Origin of the sequence: Salipiger sp. HF18, assembly GCF_011806505.1 — a bacterium.
Taxonomy (GTDB): Bacteria; Pseudomonadota; Alphaproteobacteria; order Rhodobacterales; family Rhodobacteraceae; genus Salipiger; species Salipiger thiooxidans.
In genome coordinates, this window is sequence record NZ_JAATOS010000051.1 from 1 (window position 1) to 16882 (window position 16882).

Sequence of the window (16882 nt, forward strand, 5' to 3'; positions counted from 1 at the left end):
CGGTTCCAGTGCACGTCCGACAGCATCGAGATGCCCGCGGCGACCACCATGCCGAACATCACGATGACACCGCCTCCCAGCACCTCGATCGGCACCGACGAGATCACCGCGCCGATCTTCGGCACCAGCCCGCAGAGGATCAGGAACAGCGCCCCGATGGTCACGACGGTGCGGCTCATCACCCCGGTCATGGCGATCAGCCCGACGTTCTGCGAAAACGAGGTGTTGGGCAGCGCGCCGAACAGGCCCGAGACCGCGGTGCCGAGACCGTCGGCGAAGGTCGCACCCTGGATCTCGCGGTCGGTGGCCTCGCGGCCCGCACCGCCCTTGGTGATGCCCGAGACGTCGCCCACGGTCTCGACCGCCGACACAAAGGACATGGCGCAGAAGCCGATGATCGCAGCCGTCGAGAACTCGAGCCCGAAATGCAGCGGGTTGGGGAGCGCGAAGGGCGCGGCCGTGCCGACATTGCCAAGGCTGACCTGCCCCAGCGCGAAGGCCAGCACGTAGCCCGCCAGCAGGCCGACCAGCACCGCCGAGACCGACAGCATCCCGCGGGCGAAGAACTTCAGCCCCAGCGTGACGATGATCACGGTCCCGGCCATCAGCCAGTTGAGGCCCGAGCCGTATTCCGCCGTGCCGATGGCCGGCACGCCGCCCGCCGCGTATTGGATGCCGACCTTGACCAGCGCGAGACCGATCATCGTCACAACAAGGCCGGTAACCAGCGGCGGCAGCGCAAAGCGCAGCTTCCCGATGAAGAGGCCAAGCGTCGCGTGGAACAGCCCTCCCACGAAGATGCCGCCCATCAGCACCGCGACCGCGTCGACACCCTTGCCCGCCACCAGCGGGATCATGATCGGGATGAAGGCAAAGCTGGTGCCCTGCACGATCGGCAGCCGGGCACCCACCGGGCCGAAGCCGATGGACTGGAACAGCGTCGCGATGCCGGCGAAGAACATCGACATCTGGATCATGTAGATCATCTGCGGAAAGTCCGGGCTGTTGGAGCCGAAGCCGAAGCCCGCCGCCCCGCAAACGATGATCGCCGGCGTCACGTTGGATACGAACATGGCCAGCACATGCTGGATGCCGAGTGGCACCGCCTGGATCAGAGGGGGGGTGTAGTTCGGGTCTCGCAACTGCTCGGGTGTGCCAAGAGATGTGTCAGCCATTGTCGTCTCCCTATGGATGCGGGTGCCGGCTCCTTTTCCGACCGCCCTTTTTCATTCGATCGTGTAAGCCTTCTGGAACCAGTGCTCCTGCAGGTTGTCCCCGTCGCCGATCCGGTCGATCACGGCAAAGAGGCCGGAGCCTGAGAGCGGCGTCAGGACGCCGTGCCAGGTATTGCGGTGGAAATTGATGCCCTGCCCCGGCCGGGACGCGAAGGCGCGCGGCGTTCCCGGCCGGCCATCCTCATCGGGCGCCACGATGACCAGAAAGCCGTCCATCGACATCGGCAGGAAGGCCTGGCTGCCCAGCGGGTGGCGTTCCATCATCTCGAGCCGGTACGGCAGCGCGCGCAGCTCGGCCTGAAACAGGCTGATGCCGGCGCGGCCACTTTCGGGGAAGTCCAGCGTGGCGCGGTCGTGGTAGCGCCCGCACAGCCCCTGGTTGATCACCTTGTCCGGCGCACCTGCCGTGTCGATCACCTCGCCGAAGGGGGCGAAGGCGTCGGCGGTCAGCGGTTGAATGCGGATCGTCATGCGTCCAGCTTCTCGACAAGGCGCAGCTCGGCGATGCGCTCCACCTGACGGCAGGCCTCGTCAAACTCGGTCGCGCGGTCGTTGCCGATGCGGCGGTGGAACGCTTCGAGGATCGAGGCCTTGGTGTTGTTCTTCACCGCGATGATGAAGGGGAAGCCGTGGCGGGCGACGTACTCCGCGTTGAGCTGCTGGAAGTTCGCGCGCTCCTCGTCGGTGAGCATGTCGAGCCCCGCCCCCGCCTGCTCGGCGGTGGATTCGGCAGTCAACCGCCCGGCGGCGGCAAGCTTGCCGGCAAGATCGGGGTGCGCGGTCAGCACGCCAAGGCGCTGCTCGTCCGTGGCCGCGCGGAACACCCGCGCCAGCGCGTTGTGGACCCCGGCGGCGCTGTCGTGATGCGGCCCCAGTTCGAGCGCATGCGCGCCTTCGGCGATCCACGGCGAATGTTCGAACACACCGCCGAAGGCCTCGACGAAGCTCCCGCGATCCATCTGCGACGGGCGCGGGCCGGCCTTGGGCGGATGGGCCTTCGCCCAATGATCGGCGATCTCCTCGCGGGTTGCGAACCAGACACCCTCGTGCCCGGCCATATGCTCCAGCGCCCGCTTCAGCGCGATGGCCCGGCCCGGGCGGCCCGCCAGGCGGCAATGCAGCCCGATGGACAGCATCTTCGGCCTGCCCCGCTGGCCTTCGGCGTAGAGCATGTCGAAGCTGTCCTTCAGGTAGCCCTCGAACTGCGCGCCATCGGTAAAGCCCGCCTGGATCGCGAAGCGCATGTCGTTGCAATCCATCGTGTAGGGCACGATCAGCTGGTCCCTGCCTCCCGCCTTCACCCAATAGGGCAGATCATCGGCGTAACTGTCCGCAATATAGGCGAAATCCCCCTCCGCGGCGGCCAGCTCGACGGTGTTCATAGAGCAGCGGCCGGTGTACCAGCCGCGCGGTGCGCTGCCCGTCACCTCGGTGTGCAGGCGGATCGCCTCGCGGATCTGGACGCGCTCCTCCTCGGGGGACATGTCCTTGTGCTCGACCCACTTGAGGCCGTGGCTGGCGATCTCCCAGCCGGCCTCCCGCATCGCCTTAACCTGCTGCGGCGCGCGCGCCAGTGCGGTGGCGACGCCGTAGACGGTCACGCCGCCCTTGCCGAGGATGTCGGTCAGAAGACCCTGCAGCCGCCAGAACCCGGCCCGGCTTCCGTACTCGTAGATCGTCTCCATGTTCCAGTGCCGCTGGCCCGGCCAGGGCTGGGCGCCGGTGATCTCGGACAGGAATGCCTCGGACGCGGCGTCGCCGTGCAGGATGTTGTTCTCGCCGCCCTCTTCGTAGTTCACCACGATCTGAACCGCGATCTTCGCGCCGTTGGGCCAGCGGGCATCGGGCATGTCGGGGCCGTGACCGGCCATGTCTCTGGGATAGCGTTGCAAATCCAAACCTCCGCTTTGGCCCATTGGTAAGCGATAAAATGCGGAACCATTGTCAAAAAGAATACGAAAGAGCCTTCGGCAACTGTCGCTTTGCGAGCACGCGACTGTCGGGGGTAGAAAAACGGCGACACAATTGGCAGCAACGCAGGAGCCCAGCATGACCGGATACCTGACCACCCACGTTCTCGACACCGCCTGCGGGACGCCCGCCGAGGGCATCACGATCGTGCTCTACCGGGTCTCGGGAAGCTCGCGCGACAAGATCGCCGAGAGCATGACCAACGCGGACGGGCGCACCGATGCCCCGATCCTGGCCGCCGAGCAGTTCAGGACCGGCACCTACGAGCTGGTCTTCCAGACCGGCGACTACCTGCGCGCGACAGGTCAGGCCGAGGGCGACACGCTCTTCCTCGACCAGGTGCCGATCCGTTTCGGCATGTCAGATCCCGACGCGCACTACCACGTGCCGCTGCTGCTCTCACCGTTCGGCTATTCGACCTACCGCGGTTCCTGAACCGGGCTCGTCCCGGCAAAGGCGTCCGAGATGCGCGAAATCATGAACTCCATGAAGATGCGCGCCTTCGGATCCTGCTGCCGCCGGTGACTGAACAGGCAGGCCATCTGGATCGGTTCCGGCGGGCTTGCCTGCGCGACCTCGACCAAGGCGCCCGAGGCGAGGTGCTCGGCGACCTCGAAACGCGGCTTCATCACGATCCCCTGCCCCGACAGCGCCCAATCGGTCAGCACGTCGCCATCGTCGCTCTCGTAGCGGCCGGTGACGGCGAAGCGGCGCGGCCCCTCCGGTGTCTCGAGCCGCCACTGGAATTCCTGAGCGCCTGGAAACCGCAGGTTCAGACACTCATGCCCGTCCCGTATCAGCGCGTCGCCATCCGCAGGCATGCCGCGACGGGCGATATAGGAGGGTGCGGCGCAGAGCAGCCGCTCCACATCGGCGATCTTGCGGATCCGCAGCGTGCTGTCCTCGGGCTGGCCAAGGAAGAAGGACAGGTCCAGCCCCTCGGTCGTCAGGTCGACCTTGCGGTCGGTCAGCCGTAGACGCACGCTGACCTCGGGGTACTCCGCAAGAAAATCGGGCACCTGTGGCGCGATCAGCCGCCGCCCCACCCCCAGCGGTGCCGCGACGTATAGCGAGCCCTTCAGTTTCTCGGTGACATTGACGATCTTCGCCTCGGCGCTTTCCACCGCTTCGAGGATTTCGGTCGCGCCACGATAGAAGCTCTTGCCATGTTCGGTGGGCGACAGGCTGCGCGTGGTGCGCTGGAACAGCCGCACGCCGAGCCGCTCTTCCAATTGCGAGATTCGCGACGATGTCACCGCCGAAGAAATGCGCAGGTCCCGCCCCGCCGCAGACATGCTGCCCAGTTCGTAGACACGGACGAAGGTGCGGATGTTGTCGAAATAGGACATTATTCGACTTTATTTGATACTGTTTGGGAATTCCAGAAATACCAGAACAAACTCGGCTGCGATAGGGTATCTCGAACGCCACCTGAGGGAGCATCTACATGTACGACATGGCCATTATCTGGGACTGGATCGCCTTCTGCGTCCGCTGGCTGCACGTCATCACCGCAATGGCCTGGATCGGCGCATCGTTCTACTTCATCGCGCTCGACCTGATGCTCAAGCCCGGCAAGGCCCTGCCCGACGGCGCCTATGGCGAGGAATGGGAAGTCCACGGCGGCGGCTTCTACCACACGGTCAAATACCTCGTGGCGCCCGCGCAGATGCCCGAACACCTGACCTGGCACAAATGGCAGAGCTACACGACCTGGCTGTCGGGCGCGGCGCTGCTGATGATCGTCTACTGGGTGGGAGGCGAGCTCTTCCTGATCGACCCGACCAAGGCGGATCTCGCGCTGTGGCAGGCCATCCTGATTTCCGGAGGCTCGCTGACCATCGGCTGGCTGGCCTATGATTTCATGTGCAAATCCAGCCTCGGCGAGCGCCCGACGCTGCTGATGCTGCTGCTCTTCGCCATCCTCGTGGCGATGAGCTGGGGTTACAACCAGATCTTCACCGGCCGCGCGGCGCTGCTGCATCTCGGGGCCTTCACCGCGACGATCATGACCGGCAACGTGTTCTTCCAGATCATGCCCAACCAGCGCATCGTGGTCGCGGATCTCAAGGCCGGGCGCAAGCCCGACGCGAAATACGGCAAGATCGCCAAGCTGCGGTCGACCCACAACAACTACCTGACGCTGCCGGTGGTCTTCCTGATGCTGTCGAACCACTATCCGCTGGCCTTCGGCACGCAGTTCGCCTGGATCATCGCTTGCCTGATCTTCCTGACCGGCGTGACGATCCGCCACTACTTCAACACCATGCACCGCACCGGCAAGGGACCGACCTGGACCTGGCCCGTGACCGCGGTGATCATGGTGCTGATCGCCTGGCTGTCCACCGTGCCCGGCATCGACAGCTACGAAGAGAGCGAAGCCCGCGCCCTGACGCCGATCGAGGAGAAATTCGCATCGGCCGAGGGCTTCGAGGACGCCTATTTCGCGGTGGTCGGCAACTGCTCGATGTGCCACGGGCGCGAGCCGTCCTGGGAGGGTCTGCACTGGCCCCCCAAGGGCGTGGTGCTGGAAACCGAGGCCGACGTCGCGCGCCACGCCGAGCAGATCTACATGCAGGCGGGCCGGACCCATTCGATGCCGCCCCCCAACGCCATCCAGGTGGACGAAGACGCCCGCCGGCAGATCGTCACTTGGTACCGTGGCGCGAAGATGGGCGGCTGAGCGGTACCGCCTTTGAAGGCGTCGGGGTCACGGGCACAAGACCTGTGACACCCGCATTGGACCGTGGCGATGATCTCACCGCGGTGCGTCGGCCGAATCGCCATCTTTGGCACCTCATTGGGCGAGCACAAGCGGCTCACCTTCGCGAGGAAGGTGCCGCTCCGCCAGATCTGCGTCGAAGGGCATGTCGGTACCGCAGGCCTCCATCACGCCGATCTCCCTGCCCCTCTGGATCGAGATCGGGATGCCCTCGGTCAGGGAGCGCAACGTATGGCTCAGGCCAACACGCGGCAGGAGCCTCTACAGCAGCGCTCCACCAAGCCCCTTGAAGCGGATGGCCTCAAATCCGGTATCGTTTGGTGTGGCATTTGTTGCGACCGGCGGGATCTGATCGAGATCATCCACGGCAGGGCGCTTTCCCGATGCTTCGGATGACGAAATCCGGAACGATGCCCGATCGTCGGATCGCCTCTGCCGGATCGAGCCCGACAAGCGCGCCGTGCCCGGTGACCAGCGACGTCGCGAAGCCCATCTGGCGGCCGCCGAGAATGTCCGTGTGCAAGGTGTCCCCGACCATCAGCACCCGCTCGGGAGCGAGTTTCGGCGCGAGTTGATGCAGGGCGAGCCTGTAGATCTCGGCGAAAGGCTTGCCGAGAAAGACCGGTGCGATACCGGCAGCATCGGCGAGGAGATGTGCGAAATGACCCGGTTCGAGCGACAGGCCGGTCTCGCGCGGGGCGACGATGTCAGGGTTACCGACCACGACCGGGCGCGGATGAGCGCGCAGCGCGGCCTCCAGCAGGCTCTGGCGGGTCTCTGTCCATCCATCCGTTCCGACCAGCAGGAACCCCTCAGCCTCGGCGTAGGCCGCGAGCTCGTCACCCAGGAAGCTCACGTCGATGCTCTCGAAGTCCTCCATTCCATAGCCGGGGTTCATCATCGCGCCCCATCGCAGGCGCGGCGCGCGCTCCAGATGCGCCAGGAGCGCTTCGCGGCTGGTCACCACTTCCTCAGGCGCGAAGTCAAAGCCGAGCCTGACGTAGCGCTGCATCATCACCCGCTTTGGATAGGCGGCGGAATTGGACACCACCGCCACCGACTTTCCAGCCGCCCGGAGCGCGGCGATGGCCTCCGCCGCGCCCGGGATCGGAGAGTCACCAACGTTCAGTACCCCGTATGCATCGAGCAGCACGAGATCGAAGGGCCCGGCGATCTCGGCCAGGCTCTCCGCCGATTGCCAAGCTCTGCCGAACCCGGCAGCAGGGAGGCGGGACCGCACGCCGAGATAGGCCTCGAAGGCGGCCGCCGCCTCCCTGCCGCGCCCCCCGCTCACAGGATGCGGCGACGCAGGAAGGCCGAGACGATCTCGCCCAGCACCACAAGCGCGAGGATGGCGAGCAGGACGGTCGCCGCCTCGGGCCAGTTGAACGTGTCGATGGCACCTTGCAGGATGATCCCGATGCCGCCCGCACCGACAAGCCCGAGCACCGTCGACTCGCGCAGGTTGATGTCCCAGCGCAGGATTGCCACGGCCCAGAAGGTCGGCATGACCTGCGGCACGATGGCATAGGCGATGACCTTGAAGCGCGATGCGCCCGTCGCTTCCAGCGCCTCAACGGGGCGCGTGTCGATTTCCTCGATCGCCTCGCCCAGCAGCTTGCCGATGAAACCGATGGACCGGAACATGATCGCCACGACACCGGCGACGATGCCGGGCCCGAAGATCGCGACGAAGAGCAGCGCCCAGATGATCGTGTTGACCGACCGCGAGCTGACGAGGATCAGCCGCCCGAACCAGAGTGTACCGCGATTGGGCGTGGTGTTCTGCGCCGCGATATAGGCAACCGGCAGCGAGACGATCACCGCCAGCGCGGTGGCGAAGGTGGCAATGTTCACAGTCTCCCACAGCACCCGCAAGATGGATCCGAGATTGCTGGTGTCGGGCGGATACATGCGTCCGAAGAGATCGGCCATCTGGCTCGGAGAATCCCAGACCCAGGCCCAGATGATCTCGATCGAGCCAAGCGCCCAGAACACCGCCAGGGCACAGACCGCGAAGATGCCGAAGCGCCGGGCCTTCTCCTTCGGCGTATGGCGCGACCAGTCTTCGCGCCCGAACTGCTCGGAGATGCCGGTCATGCGATGCGCTTCCTGATCTGGCCGCTGATCGCCTCGGAGACGAGGATCACGGCCACGATGACGATGGTGATGGCGAGCGCGAAATCATAGTCGTAGCGCCCGAAGGCATTGGCCAGTGTCGCACCGATGCCGCCCGCGCCGACGATGCCGACCACCGCCGAGGCCCGCAGGTTCGAGTCGAGTTGATAGATGGTCAGCCCGATCTGCCGCGGCATGATCTGCGGAAAGATCGCGTAGACCAGCGTCGAGAGGTAGGGCGCCCCGGCGGCGCGCATCGCCTCCACCTGGCCGAAGTCGATTTCCTCGATCCGTTCGGCCAGCATCTTGGCGACGAAGCCGATGGAATAGACCACCAGTGTCAGCACGCCGGCGAAGGGTCCGAAGCCGACCGCCTTGACGAAGATGATCGCAACGATGACCGGATGAAAGCTGCGGGCGATGATGATGATCGCCCGTCCGGCGTAGAAAACCGGCAGCGGCGCGACGTTGCGCGCGGCCATGAAGGCGATGGGGATCGACAGGGCGACGCCGCCGACGGTGGCGAGGATGGCGATCTTCAGGCTTTCCAGGAAGCCGTCGATCAGCAGGCCGCCGCGCTCGAAGCTCGGGGGAAAGGCCCCGCCGAAGATGCGCCCGGCCCGCTCGATGCCTTGGGCGACCCGCGCCCAGTCGATCGGCATGGTGGCCGCGACCCAGCCGAAATAGGCCAGTGCGCCAAGGTAGACCGCCCAGCGAAGCAGCGGGTTGGCGATGAAGGGCGGCTTGCGCCAGGTGTCGGGATGCTGGCTCATGACGCCTCCCGCAGGTCGCCGCCGCGGTCGGCATGGGGGCTGCCGGAATAGATCCGTTCCATCGCCTCCTCGTCGAGCGCATCTGGAAGGTCATCGAAGATGATCCGTCCGAAGCGCATGCCGACGATGCGGTCGGTGTATTTCCTGGCTTCGGTGACGTTGTGGATGTTGATCAGCACCGGCAGCTTCAACTCGCCCGCGAGGTCGCGCAGCAGCCCCATGATCTGCTCGGACGTCTTGGGATCGAGCGAGGCGGTGGGCTCGTCTGCCAGCAGGATCTCGGGTTCCTGCATCAGCGCCCGGACCACGCCGACGCGCTGACGCTCGCCGCCCGACAGCTGGTCGGCGCGCGTGTTGGCGTATTGCGCGATGCCGACGCGCTCCATCAGCTCGTAGGCGCGGCGGATGTCCTCCTTGGGGTAGCGCCGCATGATCGCCGCCCAGGTCGAGATGTACCCCAGTCGCCCGGACTGCACGTTCTCCATCACGGTCAGCCGGTCGACGAGGTTGAACCCCTGGAAGACCATGCCGATCTTGCGCCGCGCGGCGCGCAGCTGGCGGCCCTTGAGAGAGGTGAGCTCGGTGCCGTTCAGCACGATGCTGCCCGAGGTAGGCTCGACCAGGCGGTTGATGCAGCGCAGCAGGGTGGATTTCCCGGCCCCGGAGGAGCCGATGATCGACACCACGCTTTCTCCCTCGATGGTCAGGTCGAGGTTCTTCAGCACCGGCGCGCCGCCGCCGTAGCTTTTGACCAGGTCGGTGATCTTCAACATGTGGAGACTCCATGCCGGAGCCGGGCGCGAGGCACCGGCTCCGGTCTTTGCAGGTCACTCTGCAGCAAGGCCGGCCGGTGTATACTCGACGCCGTTCGCCTTCTGGATCTGGCGGATGACCTTCCACTGATCCTTGTAGGTGATCGGGATGAACTTGCTGACCCCGGTGAACTCCTCGCCAAGAGCGGTGCCGGCGAAGTCGAAGCTGAAGAACGCCTCCTCGATCTTCTCCTTCAGTTCCGGCGTCAGGTCATGGGCATAGGCATAGGACGTCGTCGGGAAGGGATCGCTTTCCCAGACGATGCGCACCTCGGCGGGATCGTAGAGCCCGCGCTCGGCCATGCGATCGACCACTTCTGAAGCGACGGGCGCGGCGTCATAGTCGCCGGCGACAACCCCCAGCATCGACTGGTCATGGCTACCCGAATAGACCACCTCGTAGTCCTCGTCGGGCACCACGCCGAGATCCGGGAACAGCGCCCGCGGCGCGAGGTTGCCCGAATTCGAGGTTGGCGAGGTATGCGCGATGCGCTTGCCGGCAAGATCGGGCACTTCCTTGATGTCGCTGTCGGCCTGGGTATAGATCTGCAGCTTGTAGCCGAACTGCCCGTCGTCGGCCCCCATGATCGCGAAGGGCACCGCCCCTGCGAGGTTCACCGCGAAAGGCGTGGGCCCGGTCGAGAAGCCGGCAATGTGCAGGCGGCCCGAGCGCATCGCCTCGACCTCGGCCGAGTTGGACTGCACCGCGAAGAATAGCACGTCCTTGCCGGTGACCTCTTCGAGATGCGAAATGAACGGCTCCCAGATGTCTTCGTAGATGGCCGGGTCCTCGACCGGGGTATAGGCAAAGACCAGGGTGTCGGGATCCTTCAGGTCGCCCGCCTCCGTCGGTGCGTCGGCGACCAGGTCACCGTCGGCGTCGGTGTACTGGCTGTCGAGCGCCGCGGTTTCTTCCTGCGCGAATGCCGCACCGACCGACAGGGCCAGCGACACGAGCAGACTCGTGGTGTGCCTAAGCATGGTGATGTCCTCCTCCCAAAGGGCATTATGTGCGTCTGGCCCCTTCGTCCTCCGGCCAGTCCAGCGGGATCACATCACCTTTATGTTGGTTATGCAACAAATCTGTCGTAATTGTCTGCGATATTCAAACTTCAGGATGCAACAAGCGGGGCCCGATCAGGGATGGAGCAGCCGGGCGCACAACATCGCCTGAAGAAGCACGAGCGGCACGAGCAGATCCTGCTGCAGCTCAAGCTCCGGCCCCATGTCCGGGTTGCCGAGCTCGCGACGCTCTTCGGCGTGACCACGGAAACCGTGCGCCGCGACATGGGCGATCTGGAGCGCCGGGGCTTGCTGGAGCGCGCCCATGGCGGGGCCTCGGCAACTCATCCCGGCGCGCATCGCGACCTCGACGAACGCCGGCAGGAGCGTGTCGTGGAGCGCGAAAGCCTCGCCGGCCTTGCCGCGTCGCTGGTGCGCGACGGCGAGACGATCATGATCGACGCGGGGTCGACGACCATGGTCTTCGCCCGACTGCTCGCCTTTGCCGAGACCCGCGTCACCGCGATCACCAACAGCCTGCAGATCGGCATGATCCTCGGCCAGAGCGCCAGCGTGCGCGTGATCCTCGCGCCGGGCCACTATCTGCCCAAGGAAGCCGCCGTCGTCGGCATCGACACCTGTGACTACCTCTCCCGCTACCACGTGGACGCCTGTTTCCTCGGGGCGGCAGGCCTCAGCGAAGTGGGAGTGACCGAGGCAGTGGAGGGGTTTGCCGCCGTCAAGCGCACGATGATGCGGCAATCGGCGGCCTGCCGTTTCCTCATCGACGCAAGCAAGTTCGGGCTCACGCAGCTGGACGTGGTGGCACGATTTGACGAGATGGATACCCTGGTCAGTGACCGAGCTCCGGACCGCGGGCTTGCGACATATCTTTCCGAGGGCGGGGTCCGCATTTTCGCGCCCTAGCAAGTGCTCAGTCCCGGCATCCGGTGGATCGGGTTCAAGATGAATCGATCCACCAGATGCCGGGACTTAACACCTACCCAACCTGGTTGAACGGTGTTTCAACAAATCGAAGAACCGCCTCCGTGTCGCCAGCCGCTGCGACAAGACCGCAGAGGGCTTCCTCGGTTTCGTTGACATCAGGTCTGTCAGGCTCTGAACCCGTCATTTGTCAGAATGATCTCGACCACACCGGCGCAAGCTTTGTGCCGATGTTCGTGGCGGGCCGCACGAGCCCCCAACGCGCGCGCTCTATGCGGCGATCTCGTCCTGCCCCACCAGCCGGGTGCATTCGCGGACCAGCTCGCGCAGCCAGCGGTTGGCCGGGTCGCTGTCCATGCGCGGATGCCAGATCAGCGAGATCACGATCTCGCCCGTGTCGAAGGGCAGTTCGAAGATCTCCGGGCCCGGCAGGCCGAGCGCTGCCATGCGGCGGCGCTCCATCCGGGCGTAGGATTGCGGCACCACCGCCACGAGGTCGCTCTGCTGCGCCATCGACAGCGCCACGAGGAAGGACGGCACCTGGAAGGTCCGCCGCCGCTTGAGGCCGATCCCGGCCAGCGCCCGGTCGACCACATGGGTGAAATCCGCGGGCTGGTGCAGGATCGAAACGATGCTGTCGCTCTCGGCGAAATCGCGGGCGGTGATGTCCTGCCCGGCGAGCGGGTGGCCGGCGCGGACGACGCCCACGAAGTGATCGGTCAGCAGGCGCTGCACCTTCAGCTCGGGCGCGGTGTCGCGCAGGATGCCGAGTTCGAGGTCGCAGAGCCCGTCGCGCAGGGCGCGGGCCGGGCTCGCGTCCTTCTGGACGAAGAGGATGCGCACCGCGGGCGCCCGCTCGCGCACCAGCCTCAGCAGCGTCGCGCCGTAGGCCGCGATGAACCCGTCGTTGGCGCGGATGACGAAATCGCGCTGCAGGCTCTCCGGGTCGAGCGTGGTCTCGGCCGGGCGCAGCACCGCCTCGACCTCGGCGGCAAGGTGGGGGACGCGCTCGCGCAGCGCCTCGGCATGCGGGGTGAGCACCATCCCCCGCCCTGCCCGCACCAGCAGCGGATCGCCGGTGGCGTCGCGCAGCCGTGCAAGCGTCCGGCTCATGGCCGAGGCCGAAAGGCCGAGCCGCCGCGCGGCATCGACCACGCTGCCCTTGTCCAGCAGGGCGTCGAGCGCCCGCAGAAGGTTCAGATCGCGTCCATCCATGGCCCAAGCCTAGCCTCGTCGCGCCTCTGCCGCCAGACGGAACATGGCGTCCGGTGCAGCAATTCAATGTAATGCACGCGTCTTCCGCATGATCATGGGCGTGATAGATCTGCGGCAGGACGTGAAGGATTTCCCATGACACATGCCGATCCGACGGCGCAGGACGTGGCTCGCTTCGAGGACGGCCTGCCCGCCCCCCGCCGCTATTTCGCGATCTTCGCGCTACTCGTGACCCTGCTGCTGGTGGTGCTCGACGGCGCCATCGCCAATGTCGCCCTGCCGACGATCACCGCAGAGCTGGATGCCCCCACGTCGCAGACGGTCTGGGTGGTGACGGCCTACCAGCTGGTGCTCGTCATGGCGCTGCTGCCGATGGCGTTCCTCGGCGAGGCCGTCGGGCCCAAGCGGCTCTTCACCATCGGCGTCACGGTCTTCACGCTGGCCTCGGCACTCTGCGCGCTGGCGCCCACGATCAACTGGCTGATCGCCGCGCGGGTGCTGCAGGGGCTTGGCGCCGCGCCGATCATGTCGCTGACCATCGCGCTCTTGCGCCACAGCCTGCCGGCGCGAATGGTTGGCACGATCATCGGCTTCAACTCTATGGTGGTGGCGCTGGCCTCGGCGCTCGGACCGGCCATCGGTGCCGCCATCCTCTCGGTCGGAAGCTGGCCGTGGCTCTTTGCCGTGAACGTGCCGGTGGGGCTCGTGGTGCTCGCCGCCTCGGTGGCGCTGATCGGGCCGAGCGGCAATGGCCGCAAGGCCGACGTGATCGCCATGGGGCTCAACGCGCTGGCCTTCTCGCTGCTGGTGCTGGGCGCGGGCCGGGTCGCCACCGACGCGCTGCAGGGCTGGTCCATGGTGGCGCTGAGCCTGCTGACCTTTGCCGTGCTGATCCGCCGCGAATGGCACAGCGAGACGCCGGTAATCCCGCTCGACCTGCTGCGCAAACCCTCGTTCCGGCTCTCGACCATGGCCTCGACCTCGATCTTCGCGGCCCAGATGTCGAGCTTCGTCGCCCTCCCCTTCCTGTTCCAGCACGGCTTCGGGCTGCCGGCGATGTCGGTCGGGCTGGCGATGACCGCCTGGCCGCTAACGCTGGCGCTGGCGTTTCCTTTCTCCGGGCGCTTCGCGGACCACGTGGACACTGCTCGGCTCTTCACCCTCGGCGGCCTTGCCATTGCCGTTGGGCTGGGGCTTGCCCCCCTCTTTGCCCCCCCGCTGGTGCCGGTGCTGGCCTGCCTGATGCTGGCGGGCGCGGGCTTCGGCTTCGTTCAGGGGCCCAACAATCGCAACATGCTGCTGGCGGTGCCGCGGGCGCGCGCCGGAGCCGCCGGGGGCAGCCAGGGCACCGCCCGGCTGCTGGGGCAGACCATCGGCGGGCTCGCCATGTCGATCATGTTTGCCCTGCTGCCCGACGAGAGCGTGCCCCGGCTGGGCCTTGCCTTCGCAGCGGGGGCCTCGGCGCTCAGCGCCCTGATCAGCCTGCGCCGCGCCGCCCTGCCCTATGAGCCGACCGACTGACCGGGCGGCCGGCGCAGAACCGCGTCACGGGTCTCGCGGTACATGAGGTCGAGGCTCCCGCCCGTGCTCTCGCGGTAGAGCAGGTCGTCCGCCGGGCGCAGAAGCTTCAGCCGCTGTCGTTCGCCAACCGGCGGCATCCCCTCCAACAGGCGTGAGGCGGTCCGCCGCGCACCCGCAGCGTCCCGGGCACGGACGTGCCCACGCAGGCGGCGGACCAGCCTGCGCCGCTGCCATCTCCGGCGCAAACCCGTCTCGGGGACGCGGTCGCGGAGCGACAGCGCGACGACGACCAGCGCCGCGAGGCCCGACAGTGCCCACACCGGCCAACCCCCGCCCCCGAGGCTCTGCCAGCGCGCGGCAGCGTTGTCCGAGAAACTGGCGTAGCCGATGGAGGCGGAGGGGATCGTCGCGGTCTCGGGCGTCCGGGTCCCGGTGTCGAACCACGGGATCGTCACCGGCGGGATCACCCCCGGCTCGCCGGTGATCGGACGCAGTTTCCACGTCCAGACCACGGTCGAGACCGGCCCCTCCGGCGTCACCTGAAAACTCCGCTCCTCCGGCGGCGCGAAGCTGATGAGCCACGGCTGCCGCAGGACCGGCTGCTGCGGCATCATCTCGGGCGTCGCTCCGAAGGCGCGCAACACGATCCGCCGTGTGGCGCTCTGGCCGTCTGCCAACCTCGCGGGGTCGGTGTCCCAGCTCTCCGACAGCTCGAGCGCGCGCAGCGGCAACCATGGCTGCCCCGCAGCGGCAGGGCCCGGCGCCACGGTCAGGGTGACCGGGTCGGAGCGCACGATGACCGTCTCGCGCTTTCCGCCCGCGCCCAGCACCTCGAGCCGATGCGCGATGGGCAGGATCTCGAGCGTGCCGTCCCGGCGCGGGTAGAAGGCGAGGCGCCGCTCGAACACCCGCGCGGGCAGCCCGTCGATGCGCTCTTCGGTCCAGCTGTCGAGCCCGAGCCGAACCCAGTCGAAATCCGTCATCGGGCGCAGCTTCACCTCCTCGCGGGTGATGTTCTGCCGGTAGATGCCGCGCAGGGTCGCGAGCACCATCTCGCCCTCGAGCGGCGCGGCCTCACGCGGGTCGAGCACAAGCTCCAGCCGCGCCTTGTCTCGGTCCTGTGCCGCGGCGGACCCGGCGAGCACCAGCAGGAGCAGCAGCAGTCTCACCACGGGTCCGTCTCCTCCTTTTGGGCCTCGCCCGTGGTGCGGCGGCGCTCCATCTCGGCGGCGATCCGGGCCTTGAGGTAGGCGCCCGGCGTGTCGTCAAGCGAGTCGATCCACGCGCCGTCGGCGGCGGCAGAGCGATCCCCGGTCACCGGGCGCCGGTTCGACTCGCGCTGCGGGTCGAGCTCGGTCTCGACGATCCGCTTGTCCGGCGCGTCGGGGTCGAAGGCCACAGTATGGACACCCGCCTCCGAGAGCATCGCCTCGATGCGGCCATGCCCCATCGCCTCGCCCACCACCGGCGGCACCAGCGCCGCCACCGTGTCGCGGTTGTGGCGGGCCTCGGCGTCGTAGCGGTTGGCGAAGAGCACCGCGTCGAAATAAGCGACCGAAAGCGCGTGCTCCCCGGTCGCGGCAAGCGACAACCCGCGGTCATAGGTGGCGCTGCGCCCCACGGCGGCGAAGGCCGCGTCGGCCTCGGCATAGCGCCCGGCGTCATAGAGTACCGCCGCCCGCGCCGCCGGGTCGCTGATCAGCGGCACCGCGAGGGCGGGAAACCCCGCCTGCCATGCGAGCTTGCCCCAGGCCTGCGGGCCGGCAGCCAACGCACAGACGAGCGCCGCGAGGGTGACGAGACGCAACCTCATGCCTGCCTCCGCCGGAACAGCAGCGCCAGCGGCAGAAGCCCCAGCGCCGCCAGCCACGGACCGAGGTCGCGATACTGCAATGCGCGCAGGTCTGCCGCGTTGCGCTCGGGCCCGCGCCGGTCGGGGAGCAGCGCGTCGATGGCGGCAAACTCGGACGCGCTCACCATCGCACCGCCACCCGCCGCGACGACGGCCTGCAAGGCCCCCGGGCGCGCGTCGGGGAGACCGTAGGCCGGCGCCTCCTGCGGCACGAAGATGCCCGAGATCCGCACGCCGTCCGTCGCCATCTGTCGCGCGACCTCCTCCGCAACCGGCCCCATGCCGCCGCCATCCGACACCAGCACCACGTCGGGCGCCAGCGACGCGGCATCGCGCAGGATGCCCCGCGCCATGGTCAGCGCCCGGTCGGGACGGCTACCGCCCACCGGCAGGGTCTCGGCATCCGCCACGGCGATCATGCCCTGCAGCATCTGCGGATCCTCGGAAGGCACGCTGGCGAGAAAGCTCTCGCCACCATAGACGATGAGCCCGGTGGGACGCGCCTCGCCCCGGTCGATCAGCCGCGAGACGGCGGCCTGCGCATCGTCGAGCCTACCGCCCCCGGTCATCGAGGGCGAGAGATCGAAAAGGACCATCAGCGCGTCGCGGTTGCGCAGCACCGGCGCGTCGGGATCGCGGCTGGCGGGCCCCGCGAGCCCGGTACAGAGCAACGCCAGCGACAGCGCCATGAGCCACGGATCGGGCCCGCTGCGCGG

The 16882-nt window shown here is 67.3% G+C and carries 18 protein-coding genes and 1 pseudogene; 5 read left to right on the forward strand and 14 right to left on the reverse strand.

Annotation, left to right across the window (positions count from 1 at the left end):
• The 3 genes from HC022_RS07555 to puuE form a co-directional block, all read right to left on the reverse strand.
• The coding region (locus HC022_RS07555) for a uracil-xanthine permease family protein (protein WP_167452002.1) at nt 1-1175 on the reverse strand (1175 nt) is incomplete at its 3' end.
• 51 nt (nt 1176-1226) lie between these two features.
• On the reverse strand, nt 1227-1706 hold the full coding sequence (locus tag HC022_RS07560; RefSeq protein ID WP_167452003.1) for an ureidoglycolate lyase: 480 nt from the start codon (nt 1704-1706) through the stop codon (nt 1227-1229).
• Nucleotides 1703-3127 (reverse strand): allantoinase PuuE, encoded by a 1425-nt coding sequence (gene puuE, locus HC022_RS07565; protein WP_167452004.1) that lies wholly within the window; start codon nt 3125-3127, stop codon nt 1703-1705. The genes HC022_RS07560 and puuE overlap by 4 nt, the downstream gene beginning before the upstream one ends.
• A 157-nt stretch (nt 3128-3284) precedes the next feature.
• Here puuE and uraH point away from each other — a divergent pair, with 157 nt between their 5' ends.
• Nucleotides 3285-3641, forward strand: a complete 357-nt coding sequence (gene uraH / locus HC022_RS07570; protein WP_167452005.1) for a hydroxyisourate hydrolase — start codon at nt 3285-3287, stop codon at nt 3639-3641.
• On the opposite strand, the gene HC022_RS07575 is transcribed toward uraH, so the two are convergent.
• Nucleotides 3626-4555, reverse strand: a complete 930-nt coding sequence (locus HC022_RS07575; RefSeq protein ID WP_089959631.1) for a LysR family transcriptional regulator — start codon at nt 4553-4555, stop codon at nt 3626-3628. The genes uraH and HC022_RS07575 overlap by 16 nt on opposite strands.
• 98 nt (nt 4556-4653) lie before the next feature.
• On the opposite strand from HC022_RS07575, the gene HC022_RS07580 reads away from it, so the two are divergent.
• On the forward strand, nt 4654-5889 hold the full coding sequence (locus HC022_RS07580; protein WP_167452006.1) for a urate hydroxylase PuuD: 1236 nt from the start codon (nt 4654-4656) through the stop codon (nt 5887-5889).
• Nucleotides 5890-6003: 114 nt separating this feature from the next.
• Here HC022_RS07580 and HC022_RS07585 read toward each other — a convergent pair whose 3' ends face one another.
• From HC022_RS07585 to phnD, 6 genes are all read right to left on the reverse strand, one after another.
• The gene (locus HC022_RS07585; protein ID WP_167452007.1) at nt 6004-6156 is read right to left on the reverse strand and encodes a hypothetical protein; all 153 of its coding nucleotides are present in this window, start codon (nt 6154-6156) and stop codon (nt 6004-6006) included.
• A 130-nt stretch (nt 6157-6286) separates the two neighbouring features.
• Entirely contained in the window at nt 6287-7222 is a 936-nt protein-coding gene (locus HC022_RS07590) for an HAD-IIA family hydrolase (RefSeq protein WP_167452008.1), read from the reverse strand.
• Nucleotides 7219-8028, reverse strand: a complete 810-nt coding sequence (phnE, locus tag HC022_RS07595) for a phosphonate ABC transporter, permease protein PhnE (RefSeq protein WP_167452009.1) — start codon at nt 8026-8028, stop codon at nt 7219-7221. The genes HC022_RS07590 and phnE (HC022_RS07595) overlap by 4 nt, the downstream gene beginning before the upstream one ends.
• Nucleotides 8025-8819: a phosphonate ABC transporter, permease protein PhnE gene (gene phnE, locus HC022_RS07600; RefSeq protein ID WP_008888063.1), complete on the reverse strand. Its 795-nt coding sequence runs from the start codon at nt 8817-8819 to the stop codon at nt 8025-8027. Before phnE (HC022_RS07600) ends, phnE (HC022_RS07595) begins: the two co-directional genes overlap by 4 nt.
• Entirely contained in the window at nt 8816-9592 is a 777-nt protein-coding gene (gene phnC / locus HC022_RS07605) for a phosphonate ABC transporter ATP-binding protein (RefSeq protein WP_008888152.1), read from the reverse strand. Before phnC ends, phnE (HC022_RS07600) begins: the two co-directional genes overlap by 4 nt.
• A 54-nt stretch (nt 9593-9646) precedes the next feature.
• Nucleotides 9647-10612, reverse strand: a complete 966-nt coding sequence (gene phnD, locus HC022_RS07610) for a phosphate/phosphite/phosphonate ABC transporter substrate-binding protein (protein WP_167452010.1) — start codon at nt 10610-10612, stop codon at nt 9647-9649.
• Nucleotides 10613-10774: 162 nt separating this feature from the next.
• On the opposite strand from phnD, the gene HC022_RS07615 reads away from it, so the two are divergent.
• Both HC022_RS07615 and HC022_RS07620 read left to right on the forward strand, forming a co-directional pair.
• Complete coding sequence (locus HC022_RS07615; RefSeq protein ID WP_167452011.1) at nt 10775-11560, forward strand: DeoR/GlpR family DNA-binding transcription regulator; 786 nt, start codon at nt 10775-10777, stop codon at nt 11558-11560.
• Nucleotides 11561-11633: 73 nt separating this feature from the next.
• Nucleotides 11634-11756, forward strand: a pseudogene (locus HC022_RS07620) (IS5/IS1182 family transposase); the annotation flags it as partial.
• A 92-nt stretch (nt 11757-11848) separates the two neighbouring features.
• On the opposite strand, the gene HC022_RS07625 reads toward HC022_RS07620, so the two are convergent.
• Complete coding sequence (locus HC022_RS07625; RefSeq protein WP_167452012.1) at nt 11849-12793, reverse strand: LysR family transcriptional regulator; 945 nt, start codon at nt 12791-12793, stop codon at nt 11849-11851.
• 135 nt (nt 12794-12928) lie between these two features.
• Here HC022_RS07625 and HC022_RS07630 point away from each other — a divergent pair, with 135 nt between their 5' ends.
• Complete coding sequence (locus tag HC022_RS07630; protein ID WP_167452013.1) at nt 12929-14314, forward strand: MFS transporter; 1386 nt, start codon at nt 12929-12931, stop codon at nt 14312-14314.
• Here HC022_RS07630 and HC022_RS07635 read toward each other — a convergent pair.
• From HC022_RS07635 to HC022_RS07645, 3 genes are all read right to left on the reverse strand, one after another.
• A complete protein-coding gene (locus HC022_RS07635; RefSeq protein WP_167452014.1) occupies nt 14296-15486 on the reverse strand; it encodes a BatD family protein in 1191 nt (396 codons plus the stop codon). The two genes, HC022_RS07630 and HC022_RS07635, sit on opposite strands and share 19 nt — an antisense overlap.
• Nucleotides 15480-16127 (reverse strand): hypothetical protein, encoded by a 648-nt coding sequence (locus tag HC022_RS07640; RefSeq protein ID WP_167452015.1) that lies wholly within the window; start codon nt 16125-16127, stop codon nt 15480-15482. Before HC022_RS07640 ends, HC022_RS07635 begins: the two co-directional genes overlap by 7 nt.
• Nucleotides 16124-16882 (reverse strand): VWA domain-containing protein (locus HC022_RS07645; protein ID WP_167452016.1); only part of this gene is annotated, 759 nt, incomplete at its 5' end. The genes HC022_RS07640 and HC022_RS07645, both read right to left, overlap by 4 nt.